Below are 20643 nucleotides of genomic sequence, written 5' to 3'. Positions count from 1 at the left end.
GAAACGGATGGAGCGTCCGGCAGCCTTAGGCGCCCAGCTCTTGGAGCTTTTGTTGGGCGGCGCGGCGGATGCCGTTGGCGTTGGCGGCCTGGGCCAGGTTTTGGAGGCGCTCGGTGGCGGCGGCGTGGTCGCCCTTTTCGATTTCGCACAGGGCGATGTGGAAGTGGGCGGCGTCGGCGGCCTGGGGGTCGTCGAGGGCCTGGGTGAGCTCGTCGATGGCTTCGTCGTACAGGCCCATGTCGCGGTAGGCGGTGCCGAGCTCGATGCTGGTGTTGTTGAAGGCGGCTTCGCCCAGGTTGAGCGAGCCGGTGGACTCGTGCTCGGCGCCGGGGACGAATTTTTGGGAGAGGCTGCGGGCGCCGAAGGGGTTGGCTTCGGGCTCGATGCCCTGGCGGGCCTGCTGGATCTGGCGAGCGCGCTTTTCGATGCCGCGGTGTTGGGGGTTTTCGTCTTGGACGCGGTCGAGGGTCTCTTCGGCCTCGCTGACCAGGCCCTGCTGCAGGAAGAAGTCGACCTCGGCGAGTTCGCCCAGGGGGTCGTCGCCGCCCAGGTTGACCGCTTCGCTGGGGCCGTCGAAGTCGCCAAACAGGTCGTCGAACATCGAGTCGGCCTCTTCTTCGCTGATGTCAAAGCCGAAGCCGCCGCCGTCGGCGCTGTCGTCGGCGTCGTCAAGGGCGACCATCTGGTCGTCGCTCAGCTCGCCCAGGCCGTCGAGGTCGACGTCCATGTCGACGACGTCGGCGTCGTCGAAGGCGGACTCGTCGAAGTCGAGGTCGTCGTCGGTGACCTCGATCATCTCGGCGTCGGTGTCTTCGACGAGTTCGAGGCCTTCGAGGTCGTCGACGTCGAGCTCGATTTCGCTCATCTCGACGACCGACTCTTCAATCTCGTGGAAGCCGGCTTCGAGCTCGGCGGGGTTGACCTCTTCGGGCTCGGCGTCGACGAATTCGAGGTCGCCCATGTCGAGCTCGAGCAGATCGTCGGCAGGTTCGCCGCCGGCGTCGGAGGGCTCGGCGATCTCGAGGTTGTCGAGCTCGACGAGCGCAATCTCGTCGAGGACCTCGGCGTCGAGGTCGCCGGCGGTCAGGCCGTACTTTTCGGCGGCCTCGTGCACGCGGGCGATGTCACCGGTGAGCTCGAGCGCCTCGGAGATGAACTTCTGGGCGCGCCCCGGGGTGGTGCGGGTGATGCGGGCCATCTCCAGGAGCTCGTCGACCGCGCCTTCGGGGTTGTTGCGGGCCTGCTGCAGCTTCTTCATCTGCTCGCGGGCCTGCAGGCTGTCGGGGTGCTTGGCGATCACGCCGACGATCGTCTCGTAGGCCTTGTCGTGCAGGCCGTACTTGATGAAGACGTCGGTCTCTTTGAGCTCCTTGGCGATCTCCTCTTCGGTCGTCTTCGGGCCACTATGCTCGATGGTCGGCTCGACCGCCTCGATGACCTCGATTTCGGCGCTGACGTCGACGAGCTGGTCCTCGTCGAGGGTCTGGGGCACGTCGTCCTGGGCCGCAGGCGGCGGAGTCTGCGGCTGGGACGTGTCTTGTCGGGGCGCGTCTTGTCGCGAAGCATGCTGGGAGGCCGAGTGGGATCGAGCGGCCGGCGCCTGGATCTCGACGACCTCGCTTTCGCCCTCGGACTCCTCGTCCAAAAACTCGATGCCGTCGAGGGCGTCGACGCTGGGCGGCTCGGTGGGGGTGTGGTTTCGCTGCGGGTGCAGCGGGCCGGTGTCGCGCCGGCCGGTCATCACGCCCGAGTCGTCGAGTTGGCGAAGCTTCTGCAGCTCCTTTTTGGCGCGCTTGTCGTTCGGGGCGAGCTCGAGGATGTCCGAGTAGACCTGCGCGACGTCCTCCTGGCGCGACTGCTTGCTGTACAGGTTGGCGAGCTCGTGCATCACCAACACAGCCTTGTCGTGGCGGTCGAGCCGGCGAAACGTCTCGACGAGCAGCTCGAGGATGCCCACGTTTTGCGGGTGCTGCTTGAAGCAGACCTGCAGGTGCTTGAGCGCGTGCTTGTTGTCGTTGCGCTGCAGGTAGATGTCGATGACGCGGCGGCGAAGGTGCAGCGCGTCGTCGCGTAAAAAGATGATGCGCTCGGCGACCTGGACGTACTCGTCGATGCGCCCTTCGTCGTCGAGCTTCTCGGCGGCGTGTTCGAACAGCTCGAGGGCCTGATCGTGCAGGTTGTCCTTGGCGTAGCGCTCGGCGAGTTGGATCCGCATGCCCACGTCGTCGGGGTCGAGGCGGATCATGCGCTCGAGCAACTCACGCTGGGAGGCGGCGTCGCCGACCTGCTTATAGATCTTTTGGGCTTTGTGGTACGAGCGCACCGCGTCTTTGAGGCGGCCCAAGCGATGGTAAGCGTCGCCCAGGTCGCGGTGCAGTGTGGGCTCGTCGGGGGCGAGGCGAAGCGCCTGCTTGTAGACGGCGACCGCCTTTTCGTAGATGTCGTCGGCGGCGTAGTGCTTGGCGACGGCCCCGTAGGCGTCGAGCGCCTCTTCGGTGCGATCGAGCTTGCTGTACAGGTCCGCGATCTTGAGCTGGCTGCGTGCGTCGGACGGGTCGTCGTCGACCAGCTGCTGATACTTGCTGATCGCTTTTTCCCAGTTGCCCTTGCGCACCTGCTTGCGCGCGGCGTTCAGAACTTTGTTGCGGTTGATTCCCACAGAGAGGACCTAGCCCAGTTTGCTCGTTGGTCTCGAGTGTCCAGTCTACGATACGACGCCCGACGCAACGTCGCAACTTTCTAGCAAGTAAACTGGCCCGTGAAGCTGTGTAGCTTTGGAGACCCGATGTTAGGAACGGGCGAATACGGCGTCAAGCGTGCGTCTTCGCCCGTTCGCTCTTTTATTTATTGACCCGCTCGACGAACTCGCCGTTGCGGGTGTCCACTTTGATGATCTCACCCTGCTCCAAGTAGAGCGGGACGATGACCGTGGCGCCGGTTTCGACCGTGGCCGGTTTGGTGCCACCCTGCGCGGTGTTGCCTTTGACGCCGGGATCGGTCTTGGTGACTTTCAGCTCCACGAACGTCGGCGGCTCGACACTGATAGCTTTGCCGTTGTGGAACAGAATGTCGATAGTCATATTGTCCTTCAGATAGTCGAGCACCGGCTCCATGGCCTCGGCCGACACCCGGATTTGCTCGTAGGTGTCCTCGTCCATGAATACGTAGTGGCCGGTCTCGTCCTGGTAGAGATACTGCATCTCGCGCGACTCGATATTCGGCGTGTCGACCGTGTCGCCCGAGCGGAAGTTCTCGTTGAAGACGCGTCCGGTCTCCAGGCTCTTGTAGCGCGTTTTGACGAACGCGACGCCTTTACCCGGCTTGACGTGCTTGGCCTCCAGAATGATGAAGGGCTCGCCGTCGATCTCGATCTTGAGGTTTTTACGGAATTGGGTGGTATCGATCGTCATCGAGTGAATCTCCAAAAATAGAGCCGTTCGCTTGACCGTGAGTCAAACGAACGCGCGGACTTCTGAATTTCTAATAAATTGGGGGCCACGGGGGGCAATCACGTCGGCGGGGGCGAGTCAGACCATCTCGCGTTCGACGTACGGCGCGATCAGTCGCAGCATGGTCTGGCCGCGATTGACGTCGGCGTCGGTGTCGAGCGCCAAGATCAGCAGGTACTCACTGGCGACCACACGTGCGAGCGCGGTCACCTCCCCCAGCGTAATGCTCACCTCGTTAACTTCCCCGACCTCGTAAATCTGCAGACGACGAAATTTGTCCAGCAGGTTGCTCAATTCGACGGCGACTGCGTTCATCTGGACGAGTTCCTCGCCGCTAAAGACGCTGTCGATAGGAATGCCGTCGAACCCGATCAACATGCAGCCGAGGGATCCATCGACGTTTTTGACGACCCTCGTCAACTTCTGTCTGAACATGCGTCCTCCGTACGGTGCCGAGCAGTACCGTATTGGTTTTCTTATAAAAGGGCGAATTGGTCAAGCTTACAGCATGCCTTCGACCTCGATCTTACCGACCAGCACGCGGTTATCGCCGTCGTGGGCCTGCTTGGGCTCGACCTGCATGCGGCGGCTGCCGCGGTAGAAGCCCATCCAGATGGTGTAGATGCCCGGCGAGGAGTACGAGTCGATGTTGAGTTCGTACTCGTCTTTGACGATGTCGCCGGGTAGCCAGTAGTTGGTCGGGAAATCGCCGTTGGCGGGCTCGTGATCGCCGTGGATGCGGCTTCCCGGGTAGTCGACGTGCATAAAGATCTTTTGCTGTCCGCTGATGCGCTTTTTGACCCGGAAGTAGAAAGTCAGCTTGGCCTTCTCGCCCCACTTGTAGGTCGGGAAGGTGCCGTCTTCGGGCTTCCGGTCGATGTTCCAACCGATGAGTTCGAGTCGGTCATCGTAGGTCGCCGGCATGATCCGGCCGTTTTTGGCAAAGCGCAGCGGAATCTCGGGCTCGAATTCTTTGGGGTTGTCGACGATGGCCTTCGAGATGAAGTTTTTCTGCTCTTCGCCGTCTTCGAGCTTGTTGCTGGCCAGCAAGAGCCGGCTGGAGCTGTCGTCGAGCACGGGCAGGTCGCGCCCGAAGCGCTTGCGGATATCGTAGTTGATGGCGGCGAGGCGGTCGCGGGGGATGACGACGAAGAAGCGCTCCTCGTCGTCGAACCGGTCGACGAACGCCTCGGTGCGCGAGATCTGGGGCACTTCGCCCAGGTAGACCGAGCTGTCGCCCACCGACACGTTGTGGCGGTACAGCGGCTCGTCGTCGGCGGCGACCTCGGTATAGGTCTGGAAGATGCCCTGCTGCGACAGGTGCGCCGACAGCTTGGGAGCAAAGGAGAACAAGAAGATCCCGGCGGTGGCCACCCCGGCGATCGCCACGATGGCCCCCCAGGTGCTGGGGAGTTCGACCAGGCGAGCCAGTGCGGGGATGAGGCCCTCTTCGGCGCGGTAGGCTTCCTTTTGCCAGGCGCGCTTGCGCAGCGGAGAGACCTCGTCCTGGGTCTTTTCGATATGCTGGGGCGTTTCGATGAACTCGCCGCCGTCTTCGGCGGTCTCGTCGCCCTTGGCTTTGCGGCGCGCCCGCCAGGCGCGGAAGCGCCCGGGAAGCTCGCGCAGGGTTCGAAGGGTGAGCCCCGCCCAGGAGGCGAGCCCGAAGAAGAAGGTCGCCAGCATGATCGCCCAGCCATATTTGATGGCCTTGAGCGTCTTGCCAAAGCTAAAGTCGTCGGGAAGCTCGAGGTCTTCCTGAAAGACCAGGTAGGCTTCCATGAAACGATCGGGGAAGCGCTCGAGGTCTTTGCCGAGCATCATGATCGTGGCCACGGCCACAAAGCCCATGGCGTAGACGACCAGCGAGTGCAGGCGTGCGCGCTTCCAGAACGCGACGTCGCCCAGCATCAGGCCCACGCCCACCAACAGGGGCAAATAGCCCGCGTAGTAGTAGTGGTCGAAGCCCGACGAGGCGGCGACCACGACCGCGGTCATAAAGCCCCACACCAACAGCAAGCGCTTGAAGGAGGACTGCGCCGACATCAGGTCGGTCAGCGGTTTTCCGTCGTCGTCTTCGAGGCGAGCGGCGCGCGCGCAGTAACCCACGCCCAGCGGCACGAGGGCGACCCAGGGGAGCAACGAGAAGCCGAGCTGGCGCACCCACATGGCAAAGTGCAGGTGGTCTTTTGCCAGGCTCGAGCCGGTGAGGTGATTTTCGAGCAAGAAGGTCAGAAGCGGGATCTTACCGGCGATCTCGCCGTCGATGCGTCGAAGCGGGTTGGCGTCGCCGTAGGCCATCGTGACGAGCGCCACGACGATGGCCGTCATCACCACGGCGAGCGCGCCCGGCCCGCCGATGAGCGAGCGGACCGCGCGAGTCCTTCTGGCCAGGAACAAGCCGGCGAGCAGGATGAACGACGGCACCAAGATGGCGATCCACTGCAGAACATGCGGCAGAAAGTAGACGTCGTTGGTGGCGTCGGCGCTTCGTTGCAGGCCCCAAAGGAGCACGCCGCCGGCGCCTAGAAGCGAGGCGACGGCAAGGCCGACGTCGAGGCGTTCGACCATCACGGCGACGCCCGAGGGGTTCGCGCGAGCGCGAGCGACCTGCTCGAAGGGGAGTTGGGTGACCGCGTAGCCGACGATGACCGCCAGCGGCGTGACCAACCCCCAGAAGCGAAGCTCCAAAAAGCTGAGCGACAGAGCCACGCCCAGAAGCGCGCCCCACAGCCAGCGCTCCTTGGGATCGCAGGCGTGGGCGAGCTGGAAATAGGCCATGACCGCCAGAGAGCTGACGACCACGAAGAGCATGCCCGTGCTCAGCGTGTGCGCGCCGAAAAAGACGGCCGGTGCGCTGACCAGCACGACCGAAGCGAGCAGCGCCGACCAGGTGTCGAAGTGGCTCTTGATCCAGAAGAAGACGAGAAGCACGAGCAAAAAGACGCTCACCGCGATGGGCAGGCGCGCCGAGCGCTCGAGCTTGCCGACCTCGAAGCGGGAGGAGTCGTCGGATTTGCCGATCGACCACGAGATGAGCCAGGTCTTGAGCAACGGACGCGTCACGCGGCGGCCGTCGATGGTCGGCGTGGCCCAGTTGGGTTCGGGCGCGTCGGCGCCATCGCGCAGCTGCTCGGGCTGGACCCGGGCGTGCTCCAACTTGCTTTTGCCGTCCTCGCCGTCTTTGGGGGCCTCGGCGGCTTTCTCGTCGCCGCGCTCGGCGTACTCGCGCGCCGCCAAGATCTCGTCGGCCTCCCACGGCTCCCAGATACCCAAGCTCGACAACTGGCCGAACAACAGCGTGCCGGCGACCACCACGAGAAGCCCCACAGCCACCATCGTGCCGGTCTTCGAAGACCACCAGGAGTACCACCCCTGGCGCTCGACCGCCTCGGCGGGCTGGATCTCGGTCGTTTTGGATGAGTCGTTCACGGAATCCCGTACTTTGTGGGTTGGATCAAACTCGAATCGCCCGTGCGACATGCCTTAACAGCATGATCGTTCGGGCGATTCCGTGTAGGAGGGGATATCATATGGTGGGGGCGGGTTCAATTTGTGGATTGCGGGTGGCGATTGACAAAGGCGTGTAAGGTGCACGCGCACGTTCACGACGTTCGAAGTGAGCGAGTGAGCTTGCTCGGGGTTCGTGGCCGTCGTCGAGCTCACTGCAGGGTGAACTGCCGTTTACGTTCAGGTGCACGTGCACGTTCACGACGGAGGTGAGGGCCTACTCCAAGTTAATCAACTTTGTGAGCATCGACGCGATGCGCACGAGTTGGGATTTGCCGCGCTCATGCTCGGTCGGCTTAATGAGGTGGCGAGCATTCAGAACATCGTAGATTGCGCCGCACTCGAACGTGGAACCGCGAGCAATCGTGTAAAAGCTCGCCTTGTCCTTCGGTCGAACCTTCCCGGCGCCCTCCGCAATATTGAGCAGGATCGACGTGGATGCGCGGTTGAGCTGACTCTTCAGATTGCCGGTTCCGCGCGGCAGCCGTTCGAGAATGACCGACGTAATGGCGACGAAATCGAGTGCAACATCATAAACATCGAATTTTTCGTGACTGAGCATTTATGGCCTCTGCATTCATTGGGTGCGATTGTCATGAGGGGGATTGCCCCCTCGTACTAGGTTTTCGGCAGAACCGCCTAATTTGTTGCGTGTAGAATTGATTCTTCATTGGAGAGGCCGAACGAAAAACGTGAATACAACAATCATTTCAGCAACTTCCAAACCCAAAGAAAAATACGCCCAACGTGTCCATTTCTGTTTGCGATCGCATAGCAAGAAGGCCAAAGCGTGCACGTGCACCTCTGATCATCCCACACATCTCATTTGCCGATGCGGAGCCGGGGCTTGCCCACTTGTTTTGCTAAGCAGGGGTTGGTCGGCGTTCAGGAATCGCACGCCCGATCCCAAGGCGAGCCTTGGGGCTGCACCGGCGAGGGCTCCGCGGGCAGCAAGCAGCCGCTCCGCGTGCCGCAACACGGTGCCTGACACCTCGTCGACGCCATCCCGCATATCTTTGTTGATGCGCTGCGTTGACGGTCGGGGCGCGGTCGTCCCCGGCCGCCGGGGTCCGTCTCGGGCCCCGCACGTGTTCGGGCAAGGCGTGTGCCTTGCCTCAGACACGCGACAACACGGAGCCTGACACCGCGTCGACGGCTCCGTGATCGTGATCGTGATCGTCGTCGTGATCGGCGGTGGTCGTTCGCGGCGAGACAAACGGCCGATCACGACGACGATCACGATCACGGCCGCACAACACGGTGCCTGACACCTCACCGTTAACCCACTTCGTGGGTCTCGATGGACGGGTTCGCCGACCACAATACGGTGTCTGGCACCTCGTCGTCGCGGGGTCCGTCTCGGGCCCCGCACGTGTTTGGGCAAGGCGTGTGCCTTGCAAAAGACACGCAAGCTGGGGCGGTGACGCCCCAGGGCGGGCGAGGACGCCGCGCGGCCCGGCTGGGGCGGTGACGCCCCAGGGCGGGCGAGGACGCCGCGCGGCCCGGCTGGGGCGGGGGCGCCCCAGGGCGGGCGAGGACGCCGCGCGCCCCGACCCGGTTGTTCGCCTCCGCCATTTGTGTTGGATGGTGAGACGTGCACCTGAACGTGAACGGTCTTTGTTTCTGCTTGGAGGCCGGCCTAGCAACGACTTTCGAAGTGAGCGAGTGAGCTTGCTCGGGGGTTCGTGGCCGTCGTCGAGCTCACTGCAGGGTGAACTGCCGTTTGCGTTCAGGTGCACGTGCACGTTCGAGGGCCCATGATGAAGTTTCTAATCTTTTTGAATATCTTCTGCCTCTGCTCGTCTCACCCCATGACAAAGATGAAATTGCGCGCGAAATGCGCCACAATGCACATAGATAGATCTGAGAATCCCTCTGGAGGAATGTCATGAAGCGCCTTGCCTGGACATTGATGACCGCAGCCCTGATGGCGCTGGGTCTGGGATCGGGCTGTTTGATCACCGACGGAAACGGTGGCAGCGGCGATTGCTGTTATCAGTACGAGGTCTGCGAGACGTATTGCGACCCGTACGGAAACTGCGAGCGCGAGTGCTGGTTCCAGGAGAGTTGCCCGTCGACGTGTGAGACCGATAGCCAGCCCGACGACGGCGGGTTTTGCTACAGCGACGTCGACTGCGCCGACGGCCAGATCTGCGTGAACAACGCGTGTGCGAGTCGCGACACCGAGGAGCGCGGCACCGCCGGGTTGTGTCAGGCGTGCGAGACGAACTCGGATTGCGCCGACGAGAATGCGCTGTGCGTCCAGCTTCGAAACGACGCCGGCGGAGCGGCCGAGCGGGTCTGCGCGGCGCCTTGCGGCAGCGGGGCGAGCTGTGCGGACGGCTTCGAGTGCGTCAACATCAACGGCGCACGCCAGTGCCTGCCGCAGCCGAACTCCGAGAATATTCGCACCTGTGCCGACGCGCCGAACCTCGAGTGTGTGACGGCCAGCGACTGCGCCCAGGGCGAGAGCTGCGTCAACAACAAGTGTGAGGCGCCCGACACCGCCGAGTGTTCCGCCGACAGCGACTGCGCCGCCGGCGAGGTCTGCGACCGTCAGGAGTGTGTGCCGGAGACCGGCCCCGAGTGCGAGACGCGAAGCGACTGCGCCACCGGCGAGGTCTGCGTCGACGGCGTGTGTGACGGGGGCACCGAGAGCTGCGTGTTCAACAACGAGTGCTCCGAAGACGGGCTGTGCGTCAACGGCACCTGCTACTCGGCGTGCTCGAGTGACGACGAGTGTGGTCGCCTGGAGCACTGCCGCCAGGGCGTGTGCCGTCCGACCGAGTGCCGCGGCACCTCCGACTGCGCCGGCGACGAGATCTGCGTCGACGCGACCTGCCGTCCGGCCTGCTCGTCCGACGCCGGGACCGACTCGTGCGAGCCGGGCTACGTATGCACCCAGCACGGCTACTGCGACCGCGACCCGAACGTCGACTGCCGCACCAACGCCGAGTGCTCGCGTGACGAAGTCTGCCAGGAGGGCGAGTGCCGCGCCGCGTGCACCTGCAACCAGGACTGCGCCGAGGGCACCATCTGCGACACCGGCACCAACACCTGCGTCGACGACGGCGGCGACACCCCGACGAGCTGCGAGACGAGCTGCGATTGCCCGAGCGGTCAGCAGTGCAGCGATGCAGGCGAGTGCGTGGCTGGCTGAGCCAGGCGAAGGCGCCCTAAACGCCTCCGACCAACCGGAACGCCGCCCAATTCGAGGGCGGCGTTCCTCGTTGGACCATCTCGATTTGACTCTTCCTGAGCGCTGCCGCGGGGTCCTCCCCGGCGGCGATTGCTTTGTACATCCCGGACATCAGGCGAGTGGTGCCGTCGTCGGTCACGCTCCACGTGCTCGCGATGACGTTGTGGCTGCCCGTATAGAGGATGGCGCCGGCCAGCCCGTAGGCGCCTTCGCCGAGCGTGCGCCAGCCGCGGCCGGTCGTGCAGCCCGACAACACGACCAGGTGGGCGGAGGTTTTGCGCGCGAGGAGTTCGGCGAGGGTGAGCACGCCGTCGTCGGGAGCGTCGTCGGTGCGGCTGAGCAAGAGCGCCGGCTGGCGGAACTCGAGGGTGGCTGCCTGGTTGATATGCAGAGGGCGGGCATCGCTCACCCCGTGGGTGGCCAAGTGAATGAGGCCGTAGCGAGCGAGGTCGGTCTGGCGCAGCCAGCTCTCGGCAGCCTTGTTGCCGGTGAGCGTGTCGACGTCGAGTGATTGCGCCCCGAGGCGCTTCTTGACGGAGTCGAGCTCGGCTCGTGCGCCCGGGAGCGCCGGGAACATGTGGCTGAGCGTGAACATCCCGGACGCCGGCAGGTCTTTGGCGAGCGCGAGCAGGTCGATCGCGGGCCGGTCGAGGTCGGGCGCGCCGAGCACGAGGGCGCGCTGGGACGCCGGCGGGGCCTCGCGCTCGATCAACCGGGCGAGCACTGCGGCCGAAGGGGTGTACGAGACGGTTCGATCGAGCACCACATAGCGCGGCTTCGCCTTCGACGTAGGCTTGGCGAGCGCCTCGAAGGGCAACTCGTAGAGCTTTTCGTCGGGCGCGATGACCAATCGATCGACATCCTTGATGACGTCTTCAACCGGGCCGACAAGCTCCACGTACAGGCGCTCGGCGAGTTTGCGGTGGCGCTTTTGGGCCTCGGGATCGTCGCTGTGGGCGAAGGTGCCCAAGAAGGCGTCGACGAGCGGCTCGATCTCTTCGCGCCCGGCGATGCGACGCATGTCGATACCGTCGTCGGTCAGCACCCACACATAGCTTCGCCGCGGCATGATCAGATACTCGAGGACCGCGGTCTTCCGGTCGAGCTTGGACGTCACCGCGGAGGGCAGACTGCCAAAGGGCGTAGCGCTGGGGCTCGTCTTCTCGGCGGCCTTCTGCCAGCGTGTGAGGCGGGAGAGCGCCGCGTCGGCCGCGCCGTTGAGTGAGCCGGCCTCGAGCGAGTCGGCATCGAGCGCGACGTCCATTTCGCGCTCGGCGGCGAGGGTGGCGTCGATGCGCCCGTCTAGCAGATCGAGCAGCCCACGTGCCTTCAAGCCGTTGGCGAGCCGCAGGCCGGCGCGGTAGTCGGCCTGGACGCGATTGGCAGTGTCGAGGCCGACGTGGGTGTCGACGAGGGCCATGTACACCTTTCGCTTGTCGGCGAAGAAGTGCTGGCGAAGCGTGGGAGTGGGTAGGCTCGTGCGGGTCCTTTCGATCGTGCGCACCGCCGCGTCGAGGTAGCGCCGGGCGTCTTCGGTGTGGCCTCGCTCGACCAGAAGTTGGCCGCCCTGGTAGCCCAGCCGCCAGCTATCGCCGCCCCAGCCGGCAAAATCGGTGTGGGCGCGAAGCGTGCGCACGAGCACCGGCGGCGGCTGGATGGCCAGGTTTGGCGCGCTTCGCAGGGTGGCGATCGTGTCGGCGAGAGCGCGGCGGCCGGCGGGGGTCTGGAGCAGGCGCGTGATGTGTTTTTCGTCGAGTTCGGACAGGCTCGGACCGGCGGCGTCCGTGGCGTCGTCGACCACGCCACCGGCGTTGATTCCCAGACCGAGCAAGTCGGCGAGTTGCGCGAAGAGCGCGAGGTCCTGGCGAAGCCCCCCTGCGCGCTCGGCGCGGCGATCGAGACGGGTGGCCTCCTCGAGGTGGTCGATCGCCTCGCCGATCGAACCGGCGTCGAGGGCGACCTGCGCCCTCGCGCGCAAGACATAAGGCAGAGCCTCGCGCCGTCGAAAACTTCGGTACTCGCCCCAGGCGATGTCGAGGAGCATGCGCCGCGATAGCGTTTCGTCGCGCAGCAAGCCGCGCTCGAGCGCAGCGGCAAACAGATACGGCAGGTCACCGGCGTGGCGATCACTGAGGTCGCCGTGCAGGGGCATCTTCGCCTCGCGCCACCATCGATGCGCGCGCTCGGCGGCCTTCCGTGCGTCGCCCTCGCCCGCCTCTCGCGCCGCGATCGCCTCGACGAGCGACATCTCGACGTGGCGGCGGCGCTCGCCGGCGGCCTCGAAGTGGGTGCGGGCGACCATCGCCGACCGGCGAGCCAGCGGCCAATCGTGGGTGCGCAGGCCGCACCAGGCGCCGAGCCAAGCCTCCGAGCCGGTGGCATCGGTGTAGCGTGCACAATCGGCGGCCGTGCCACGGTGGTCGATCGCGTCGCGAAGCTCCAAGTCTGGCGAGGCGGCCGCGTGATCGTCGTCGTGATCGTGATCGTCGTCGGCCGTCTTCTGCGGTATCGCACAGCTCGCCAGCATGCACAGCAAGGCTGCAGCGGCTAAGATGCGATGGGCTCTTTTCTGTTCGATCACGATCACGATCACGACGACGATCACGGGTTTGCGGCGCCAAATCGCCGCGTGGGCAGAATAACTCGAAAAAAATTTACCAAAAGTTTACCGGCATCCGTAAATCAATCTCGACGGTCGCAGAGCAGGCCGAAGACGTGCACAGGATCAACCACATAAATGTGCGAAAATGTGCTCAAATCGGCGCAAGTTGACTCAGAAGGCCGCGCTATCTATAGTTCGCAATCTCTTGAGATGGGTTAGACAAGTGTCGCCTGTCAGTAACAATGACCGGCACGCTGGGACTTCGAAGGGGCAAAATGAGAACAGGGAGAAATAAAATGGCTCGATGGGAGCGAAAGGGACTGACCCTTGCGTTGGCGCTCGCCGTTATGACCGCCGGCGTGACCGGTTGTAGTGACGACGAAGGCAACGGAGATATCGATACTGGCGCAGCCGGAAATATCAACGTGGTCGGTTCGCCGATCAACTTCCGCGAGGTTCCTCTGAATGGGGAAGCGCTCGAGAGCATTTTGATCCGTAACGACGGCACAGGCACGTTGCGCATCAAGAAGATCTCGATCGACGAGAATAACTCGAGTGACGGCGACCAGTACGACGGCGAGCGTGAGTTCTGGCGGGGCGATACCGGCTGGGACAACGAGTCGTTCGAGATCGCGCCGGGTGACTCGCACAGTCTGAACCTCAAGTACGCTCCCGAAAACCAGATCACCGACAGTGGTGACCTGGTCATCGAGAGCAACGATCCGGACGCTCCGGAGTTCCGAGTCCCCATCACGACCTCGGGTCTGGCCCCTGAAATTGCCACCGAGCGCACCGTCAACTTCGAGCGCGTTCCGCCGAATACGGACGATCCGAACTGGGAAGGTGCGTGGAAGCGTACCACCGTGCAAAACCTCGGTGCTGCTCCCCTCAAGATCGACGATATCTACGTCAACGGAAGCAACAACTTCCGCGTGACCTTCCCGGCGCCCGACGCCGAAGTCGGCGATACTGGCAGCGACACCGACCAGTGGCCGCAGACGCTGGCTCCCGACGATACGTTCGACGTGCGCGTGTGGTTCAAGCCGGACGACAACCTGCCCGAGACCGGCGAGTTGGTCTTCGAGAGCAACGATCCGGACAACGAGCAGCACATCGTCACGCTCAACGGCAACAGTGGCGCGGCCTGCATCCAGGTCAGCCCGGGTGACGAGGTCAACTTCGGCCAAGCTTCGCTGGGTCAGACCTCGCAGAAGACAGTGACCATCGAGAACTGCAGCCGCAGCTCGCAGCTCGAGATCAGCAGCATCGACATCACCGACGACGGTGGCGGCGCCTACGCCATCCAAGATGGCAGCCTGCCGGGCAACCTCCCCGGTGACATCGCGACCATCGAGCCGCAGGAGCGGGCCAACTTCGTGGTCACCTTCGAGCCGGCCACCGAGACGAACTACAACGGTGAGATCACCATCAACAGCAACGACCCGGCCACCGGCATCCTGAAGCTGCCGATCGTCGGCGAGGGCTCGGACAACGCCTGCCCGACGGCCAAAGCGCGCGCCTGGATTCAGGGCACGAACCGTCAGCAGACCACCATCGAGACGATTCCGCTGAACACCATTCAGTTCGACGGCTCGCAGTCGACCGACCAGAACGGCACGGTGGAGCGCTACGAGTGGACCATCCTGTCGCGTCCGCAGGGCTCGACGCAGCGTCTGCTCCCGGCCAACAACATCGAGCAGCCGCGTCTGTTCCTCGACCTGGCTGGCGAGTACGAAATCGAGCTGAAGGTCTACGACGACCAAGGCGCTGCCAGCTGCGGCGACCCGGCCATCATCACCATCATCGCCGTGCCCGAGGACGACGTGCACGTCCAGCTTGTGTGGGATACCCCGAGTGACCCGGACCAGACCGACACGTTCGGCACCGACCTCGACCTGCACTACCTGCACCCGAACGGCCGCTGGGACGATCCGCCCTGGGATATCTTCTGGCGCAACCCGCAGGCCGACTGGGGCACGCAGGGAAGCGGCGCGGACGACCCGAGCCTCGACATCGACGACACCGACGGTGCCGGCCCCGAGAACATCAACCACAGTGGGCTGGAAAACCTGACCTACAAGACCGGTGTCTACTACTACAGCGACAACACGCTGGGCGCGAGCTACGCCACGCTTCGAGTCTACGTGCGTGGCCAGCTCGAGCTGGAAATCGAGAACAAGTACATGCCGCGTACCGGCAGCTTCTGGGACGCAGCGATCATCACATGGCCTAGCGCTAACGTGACGAATATCAGCCGCATGTACCAAGGATTCCCGGGAAGCCCGTAAGGGTGAGTGGGGGAATCAAGCGGCCGTCATAGTCGCTGACACGTAGACGAAAGGGCGCCATTGGAGGCGCCCTTTTGTTGTTCTTGGGTTTGGGAGTTTGGGGTTTTGGGGTCTTGGGAGGTTGAAGGTGATTGCGTGCTTGGGAGGCTTGCGCCAAATGTAGGCCCTTGCCGAATCGCCGGTGCGCTACTACAAATCCAAGCCAACAACCGAGAACCAAGACCCGGAGTGAAAGATGAGCGACGAAGTAATGATTCGACTGCGTGTTGGAATGGAGCAGGCACACTACGCCGGCGATCTCGTCGACGGCGCGTGGGTGCTCAAGCTATTTGGCGACGTCGCGACCGAGCTGTTGATCCGCCACGACGGCGACGAAGGGCTCTTTCGGGCCTACGACGACGTCGAGTTTCTGGCGCCGGTCAAAGCGGGTGATTACCTGGAGGTGGTCGGCGAGATCACCGACGCGGGCAACACCAGCCGGCGCATGAAGTTCGAGGCGCGCAAGGTCATCCAGCTGACCAACAACCCAGACCAGCCGTCGGAGGCCGAGGTGCTCGACGAGCCCATCGTCGTCGTGCGGGCCACCGGAACCTGCGTGGTGCCCAAGGAGTTTCAGAAATGATGACCCCTTTGATCATCACCGCCGCCGTCGACGGCGCCGAGACGATGCGCGAGCACAACCCGAACGTGCCCTACACGCCCGAAGAGATCGCCCAAGAGGCGGTGCGCTGCCGTGAGGCCGGCGCGAGTATGGTGCACGTGCACGGCCGCGAGGACGACGGCACGCCGACCCAGGCGCGCGACGTGTTCGAGCAGATTCTGAACAAGATCCGCGAGCGCAGCGATATCCTGGTGCAGTTTTCGACCGGCGGCGCGGTGTGGATGTCGGTCGAAGAGCGCATCGAGGCGCTCGACTTGCGCCCCGACATGGCCACGCTGACCACCGGCACGGTCAACTTCGGCGAGGACGTCTTCATGAACTCTCTGCCGATGATTCGCCAGATCGCCGAACGCCTGCAGGAGTTCGACATCACCCCCGAGATCGAGATCTTCGACACGGGCATGGTCGACACGGCGATGCGCCTAGTCAAAGAGGGTCTGCTCGAAGAGCCGCTGCACTTCGACTTCGTGCTCGGCGTGCCCGGTGGCATGGGCGGACGCCCCGAGAACCTCGAGTTCTTGGTCGACATGATCCCCGAGGGGAGCACCTGGTCGGTCGCGGGCATCGGGCGCCACGAGCTGCCGCTGGCCTACAAGGCCATCGACATGGGCGGCCACGTGCGTGTGGGCCTCGAGGACAATATCTTCGTCGAGAAGGGCGTGCTGGCGAAGGGGAGCTGGGAGCTCGTCGAGAAGGTGGTCGAGTATGCCGAAGAGCAAGGGCGCGAGATTGCCACGCCAGAGGTGGCGAAGGAGATTTTGGGAGTGGGGTGACAGGAAGCTAAAAACGAAGCGCTTCTAGATACGCCCCCACCGCCCCACCGACATCCTCGGCCCGCATCACACCTCCCATCACCGCCACACCGTACGCCCCGGCGTCGAGGCACGCCTCGACGCGCTCGGGCGTGATGCCCGCCAATGCATAAACCGGGATATCGATCGCCTTGCAGACACGGGCGAGCTCGTCCAGCCCCAGCGCCGGCCCGTAGCCGGGCTTGGAGGCCGTCTCGAAGATGGGGCTCAAGGTGACGAAGTCGGCGCCGCTTTGCTCGGCGGCTTTGGCCTCGGCAAGCGAGTGGGTCGAGACGCCGATTATGTGACCAGCGCTGGAAGCGCTGCCTCCAATGATGGCTCGACGCTCCTTCGGAGGCAGCCTACCAGCGCTGGAAGCGCTGCCTCCAATGATGGCTCGACGCTCCTTTGGAGGCAGACCTTCTAGGTCTGGTTGAACGCGGTCGGTGGGCAAGTGAACGCCGTCGGCGCCTGTCTTGTGGGCGATGTCGGCGTAGGTGTTGACGAGAATCTGGGCACCGTGGTCGTGTGCGAGGGGCACCAGATGCTCGGCGAGCACGGAGATTTCGCGATGCGAGAGGTGCTTTTCGCGCAGTTGGACGAATGTTGCGCCTGCGTCGAAGCAGGCGCGCAGGACCGTGGGCAACGGGGCGCTCGCCTGACGGCTGTTTGTAATGAGGTAGAGCCTGGAGAGCATCAGTCTTCGTGGTACTGCACGATGCCTTCGGTCGGTGACGAGGCGCGGGCGTAGAAGCGGCGTGGGATGCGCCCGGCGGTGTAGGCGGCGCGGCCGGCTTCGACGGCCTTTCGAAAGGCGTCGGCCATGACGACCGGCTTCTTGGCCCCGGAGATCGCGCTGTTCAAGAGCACGCCGTCGCAGCCGAGTTCCATGGCGAGCGCGGCGTCCGAGGCGGTGCCGATGCCGGCGTCGACGAACATCGGCACTTCGAGCTCTTCGCGGATGATCTGGAAGTTGTACGGGTTGCGAATGCCCATGCCGCTTCCGATGGGCGAGCCGAGCGGCATGACCGCGGCGCAGCCGGCGTCCTGCAGCTTTTTGCACAGGATCGGGTCATCGTTGCTGTAGGCCATGACCACAAAGCCGTCGTCGACGAGCTCGCGGGCGGCCTTGAGCAGCTCTTCGCCATCGGGCAAGAGCGTCTCGTCGTCGCCGATCACCTCGAGCTTGATGAGGTCGGTCTCGAGCGCTTCGCGGGCGAGCTGGGCGGTGAGCACGGCGTCGCGGGCGGTGAAGCAGCCGGCGGTGTTGGGCAAAATCTGGTAGTCGCCGCCGAGCAGATCGAGCACGCCGGCTTCCTGCGACGCCTGCAGATCGATGCGCCGGATCGCCACAGTCACCATCTCGGCGCCGCTCGCGCGCACTGCGTCGAGCATCACCTGGTAGTTGGGGAAGCGAGCCGTGCCCACGATCAGCCGGCTTTTCAGCTCGTAGGGGCCAACTTTGAGAGTGTCCGTCTTTTCGGTCGAGTCAGTCACTTATCCGCCTTGTGTTGCTCGGATGATCTCGACGGCGTCGTCGTCATCGAGCTGGTGGTCATCCCACTCGCTCTTGGGCACGACCGAGTTGTTGACCGCGATCGCCACGCCTCGCCGCTGGGTGATGTCGAGGTGCGCGAGGAGCTCTGCGACGGTCAGCGTGTCGGAGTCGAGCGTTTTGGGTTCGCCGTTGAGTTGCAGTTTCATGGTTGTTCTTTTGTCCGTTTGTCTCGGCGCACACCTCGCCTCCGGGCGTTCCCTTCGGTCACACCCGGCTACAGAGGCCCGGCTGAAAAACGCCGGGCGGCGCTCCGCCTTCGGCTACGCTTATCAACAACTGCGCCGAATTAAAACTCGACATCGTGCCGTTTTAGTCACACCCTGTCCGCGTAGCTACCTCCCGCCGCCAACCAGCGATGACCGACACCGATACCAAGAACGAAAAGAACAAAAAGCCCGAACGCTCGATGGGAAGCCGCATGGGTATCGCGGCGCTGATCTTGTCGGCGAGCATCTTCTTGAGCCGCATCTTGGGCTTTTTGCGCGAGGCGGTCATCGCCTACACTCACGGGGCGAGCTACGCGACCGATGCGTACTACGCCGCGTTCACCCTGCCCGACCTGATGAGCTATTTTCTGGCGGGCGGCACGCTGTCGATCACGTTCATCCCGCTCTTCTCGTCGTACATCGCCAAAGACGACGAGGAGGGTGCGTGGGAGCTCTTCTCGACCGTGGCGACCACGATGGGAGCGTTCTTGCTCGTCTTCGTCGTCGCCCTCGAGTTGCTGGCGCCGTACGTGGTGCCCAAGCTCAACCCGGGCTTTGCCGACGACCCGCGCCAGCTCGCGTTGGCCATCGAAATGACCCGCATCGTGATCCCCGCCCAGATCTGCTTTTATATCGGCGGGCTCATCCAGGCGACGCTCTTTGTGCGCGAGGTCTTCTGGCCCTCCGCGCTCGCCCCGCTCATCTACAATATTTGCATTATTTTGGGAGGCGTACTCCTCGAGCCGTTCATCGGCATCAAAGGCTTCTCAGTGGGTGTGGTGGTGGGTGCGATGCTCGGGCCGCTTCTCCTGCCGCTGTGGGCAGCTAGAAGCCGCGTGAAGTTCCGCTTTCGGTTTGCCCCGAACGACGAAGACTTCAAGGCCTTCGTGCTGTTGTCCCTGCCGCTGATGATTGGGGTGAGCTTGGTTACCGTCGACGAGTGGCTGCTGCGCTACTTCGGCTCGATGTCGGCCGACGGGGCGATCACGTGGCTGAACAACGCACGCAAGATGATGCTCGTGCTCTTTGCCATCATCGGCCAGGCGGCCGGCCAGGCAGCCCTGCCCTACCTGACGAGGCTGTACCACGAGGGCAAAGAGGCCGAGATGGGCCAGATGCTCGCCACGAGCCTGCAACGGGTGGGCTTTTTGTCGCTGGTGGCTGCTGCAGGGCTCATCGTGACGGCCGAGCCGCTCATCTGGCTGGTGTTCCAGCGCGGCGAGTTTACCCCGGCCGACGCCACTCAGACGGCCAACCTGCTCGTCTTCTTCGCCTTCGGTCTCTTTGCCTGGGCGTCGCAGGCGCTGGTGGTGCGTGGCTTTTACGCGCGCAAAAATACGCTCACGCCGATGTTCATCGGCACGGCCGTGGTCGCCGTCTCGCTGCCCATCTACTGGTGGCTGTACCGCGAGCATAACGTCGAGGGGCTGGCCCTGGCGACCTCCATCGGCATCTCGCTCAACGCGCTGACGACCGTGATTGTGTATCGCTTGCGCACCGGCGCGCTGCCGCTCAAGTCGGTGGCCGCCGGCCTGTCGCGCGGTCTGCTGTACGCGGTGGCGTGCGGCGGAGCGGCGTGGGGCGTTCGACGCCTGCTCACCCCTTACCTCGACATCGCGAACACGCTCGAAAATATCGGGCTGTTGGGCGCGATGGCCGTCGCCTTCTTCGGCGCCGGCGCCCTCCTCACCGTATTCTTACGCCCGCCCGAAGTCGAAGTCGTCTTGAAGCGAGTGCTCCAGAAGTTCGGCTGATTCGCTCTGCCGCATGAACACTGGGCCCGCGTCATTTCGGCGCCAAACCATTGAAAAAAGGGCGGGTTTGCTTATCTCTGAAGGGTAGATCCCGGATCGGCTAGTAGTCATGCCGGTCCGCGGCCGTTTTTATCATTTCTTTGATGCTTGACACCGGATCTACGGCTTTCTAGACTTCAAGCAGTTCTCACACATGTAGCATCGCGGCCTCTTTCGACGCCCGGAGACCGTTGATTTTCCGACGTATCGCGCCCTTGGGGTAAGCGCGTGTCGGTGTCGTTGCGTGGCGTCTCTGTATTCTGGACTATCTTCTCAACGAGGAACGACCATGACGAAAGCAGAACTGATCGACGCAATCAACCAGCGCGCATCCGACGAAGGCATCGACCTGACCAAGAAAGACACCCGCTCTCTCGTCGACATCGTCTTCGAGACGGTGGCGGGCTCTATCGAAGACGAGCAGCGCTTCTCCTACCCGAACTTCGGCACCTTCAACGTCAAGCACCGCAAAGCCCGCGAGGGACGCAACCCGCGTACCGGCGAGCCGATCCAGATTCCGGCTTCGAACACAGTGGGCTTCAAGCCGGCGCCGACGTTGAAAGACCAGATCAACTGATCTGGAGCGAAA

The 20643-nt window shown here is 63.8% G+C and carries 15 protein-coding genes; 6 read left to right on the top strand and 9 right to left on the bottom strand.

The genetic code is table 11. The features are described 5' to 3' along the window. Nucleotides 1-25: 25 nt before the first annotated feature. The 5 genes from FIV42_RS15225 to FIV42_RS15205 all read right to left on the bottom strand — a co-directional run bounded on the left by FIV42_RS15225 (nt 26) and on the right by FIV42_RS15205 (nt 7518). Nucleotides 26-2659, bottom strand: coding sequence for a tetratricopeptide repeat protein (locus FIV42_RS15225; RefSeq protein ID WP_141198521.1), 2634 nt, complete (start codon nt 2657-2659; stop codon nt 26-28). A 181-nt stretch (nt 2660-2840) separates the two neighbouring features. Then, nucleotides 2841-3410, bottom strand: a complete 570-nt coding sequence (gene efp / locus FIV42_RS15220; RefSeq protein WP_141198520.1) for an elongation factor P — start codon at nt 3408-3410, stop codon at nt 2841-2843. 117 nt (nt 3411-3527) lie between these two features. Next, nucleotides 3528-3884: a roadblock/LC7 domain-containing protein gene (locus FIV42_RS15215; RefSeq protein WP_141198519.1), complete on the bottom strand. Its 357-nt coding sequence runs from the start codon at nt 3882-3884 to the stop codon at nt 3528-3530. A 66-nt stretch (nt 3885-3950) separates the two neighbouring features. Continuing rightward, the gene (locus tag FIV42_RS15210) at nt 3951-6878 is read right to left on the bottom strand and encodes an ArnT family glycosyltransferase (protein ID WP_141198518.1); all 2928 of its coding nucleotides are present in this window, start codon (nt 6876-6878) and stop codon (nt 3951-3953) included. 295 nt (nt 6879-7173) lie between these two features. Further along, the gene (locus tag FIV42_RS15205) at nt 7174-7518 is read right to left on the bottom strand and encodes a four helix bundle protein (RefSeq protein ID WP_141198517.1); all 345 of its coding nucleotides are present in this window, start codon (nt 7516-7518) and stop codon (nt 7174-7176) included. Between the two features lie 1326 nt (nt 7519-8844). Between FIV42_RS15205 and FIV42_RS15200 the strand changes: the two genes are divergently transcribed. Continuing rightward, a complete protein-coding gene (locus FIV42_RS15200) occupies nt 8845-10116 on the top strand; it encodes a hypothetical protein (RefSeq protein ID WP_141198516.1) in 1272 nt (423 codons plus the stop codon). A 16-nt stretch (nt 10117-10132) separates the two neighbouring features. On the opposite strand, the gene FIV42_RS15195 is transcribed toward FIV42_RS15200, so the two are convergent. Then, nucleotides 10133-12736 (bottom strand): CHAT domain-containing protein, encoded by a 2604-nt coding sequence (locus tag FIV42_RS15195; RefSeq protein ID WP_141198515.1) that lies wholly within the window; start codon nt 12734-12736, stop codon nt 10133-10135. 317 nt (nt 12737-13053) lie between these two features. Between FIV42_RS15195 and FIV42_RS15190 the strand changes: the two genes are divergently transcribed. The 3 genes from FIV42_RS15190 to kce all read left to right on the top strand — a co-directional run bounded on the left by FIV42_RS15190 (nt 13054) and on the right by kce (nt 16479). Further along, nucleotides 13054-15045, top strand: a complete 1992-nt coding sequence (locus FIV42_RS15190) for a choice-of-anchor D domain-containing protein (RefSeq protein WP_168210668.1) — start codon at nt 13054-13056, stop codon at nt 15043-15045. Nucleotides 15046-15280: 235 nt separating this feature from the next. Beyond that, nucleotides 15281-15667 carry a 3-aminobutyryl-CoA ammonia lyase gene (gene kal, locus FIV42_RS15185; RefSeq protein WP_141198513.1) on the top strand — a complete coding sequence of 129 codons (387 nt, stop codon included), beginning with the start codon at nt 15281-15283 and terminating at the stop codon, nt 15665-15667. Then, nucleotides 15664-16479, top strand: a complete 816-nt coding sequence (kce, locus tag FIV42_RS15180) for a 3-keto-5-aminohexanoate cleavage enzyme (protein WP_141198512.1) — start codon at nt 15664-15666, stop codon at nt 16477-16479. Before kal ends, kce begins: the two co-directional genes overlap by 4 nt. A 7-nt stretch (nt 16480-16486) precedes the next feature. Here the strand turns inward: kce and FIV42_RS15175 are convergent, their stop codons facing one another. From FIV42_RS15175 to thiS, 3 genes are read right to left on the bottom strand one after another with little or no spacing between them, the layout of a single operon-like run. Further along, a complete protein-coding gene (locus FIV42_RS15175) occupies nt 16487-17194 on the bottom strand; it encodes a thiamine phosphate synthase (protein ID WP_141198511.1) in 708 nt (235 codons plus the stop codon). After that, the gene (gene thiG / locus FIV42_RS15170) at nt 17194-17994 is read right to left on the bottom strand and encodes a thiazole synthase (RefSeq protein ID WP_141198510.1); all 801 of its coding nucleotides are present in this window, start codon (nt 17992-17994) and stop codon (nt 17194-17196) included. The genes FIV42_RS15175 and thiG overlap by 1 nt, the downstream gene beginning before the upstream one ends. Next, a complete protein-coding gene (gene thiS / locus FIV42_RS15165) occupies nt 17995-18201 on the bottom strand; it encodes a sulfur carrier protein ThiS (protein WP_141198509.1) in 207 nt (68 codons plus the stop codon). It lies immediately after the preceding gene. A 209-nt stretch (nt 18202-18410) separates the two neighbouring features. Between thiS and murJ the strand changes: the two genes are divergently transcribed. Both murJ and FIV42_RS15155 read left to right on the top strand, forming a co-directional pair. Next, a complete protein-coding gene (murJ, locus tag FIV42_RS15160) occupies nt 18411-20015 on the top strand; it encodes a murein biosynthesis integral membrane protein MurJ (RefSeq protein WP_141198508.1) in 1605 nt (534 codons plus the stop codon). 328 nt (nt 20016-20343) lie between these two features. Continuing rightward, a complete protein-coding gene (locus tag FIV42_RS15155; protein ID WP_141198507.1) occupies nt 20344-20631 on the top strand; it encodes an HU family DNA-binding protein in 288 nt (95 codons plus the stop codon). Nucleotides 20632-20643: the final 12 nt, after the last annotated feature.

It is taken from the genome of Persicimonas caeni, from assembly GCF_006517175.1.
GTDB lineage: Bacteria > Myxococcota_A > Bradymonadia > Bradymonadales > Bradymonadaceae > Persicimonas > Persicimonas caeni.
The sequence above is the reverse complement of the archived record's forward strand: the minus strand, read 5'-3'. Positions and strand labels throughout refer to the sequence as shown.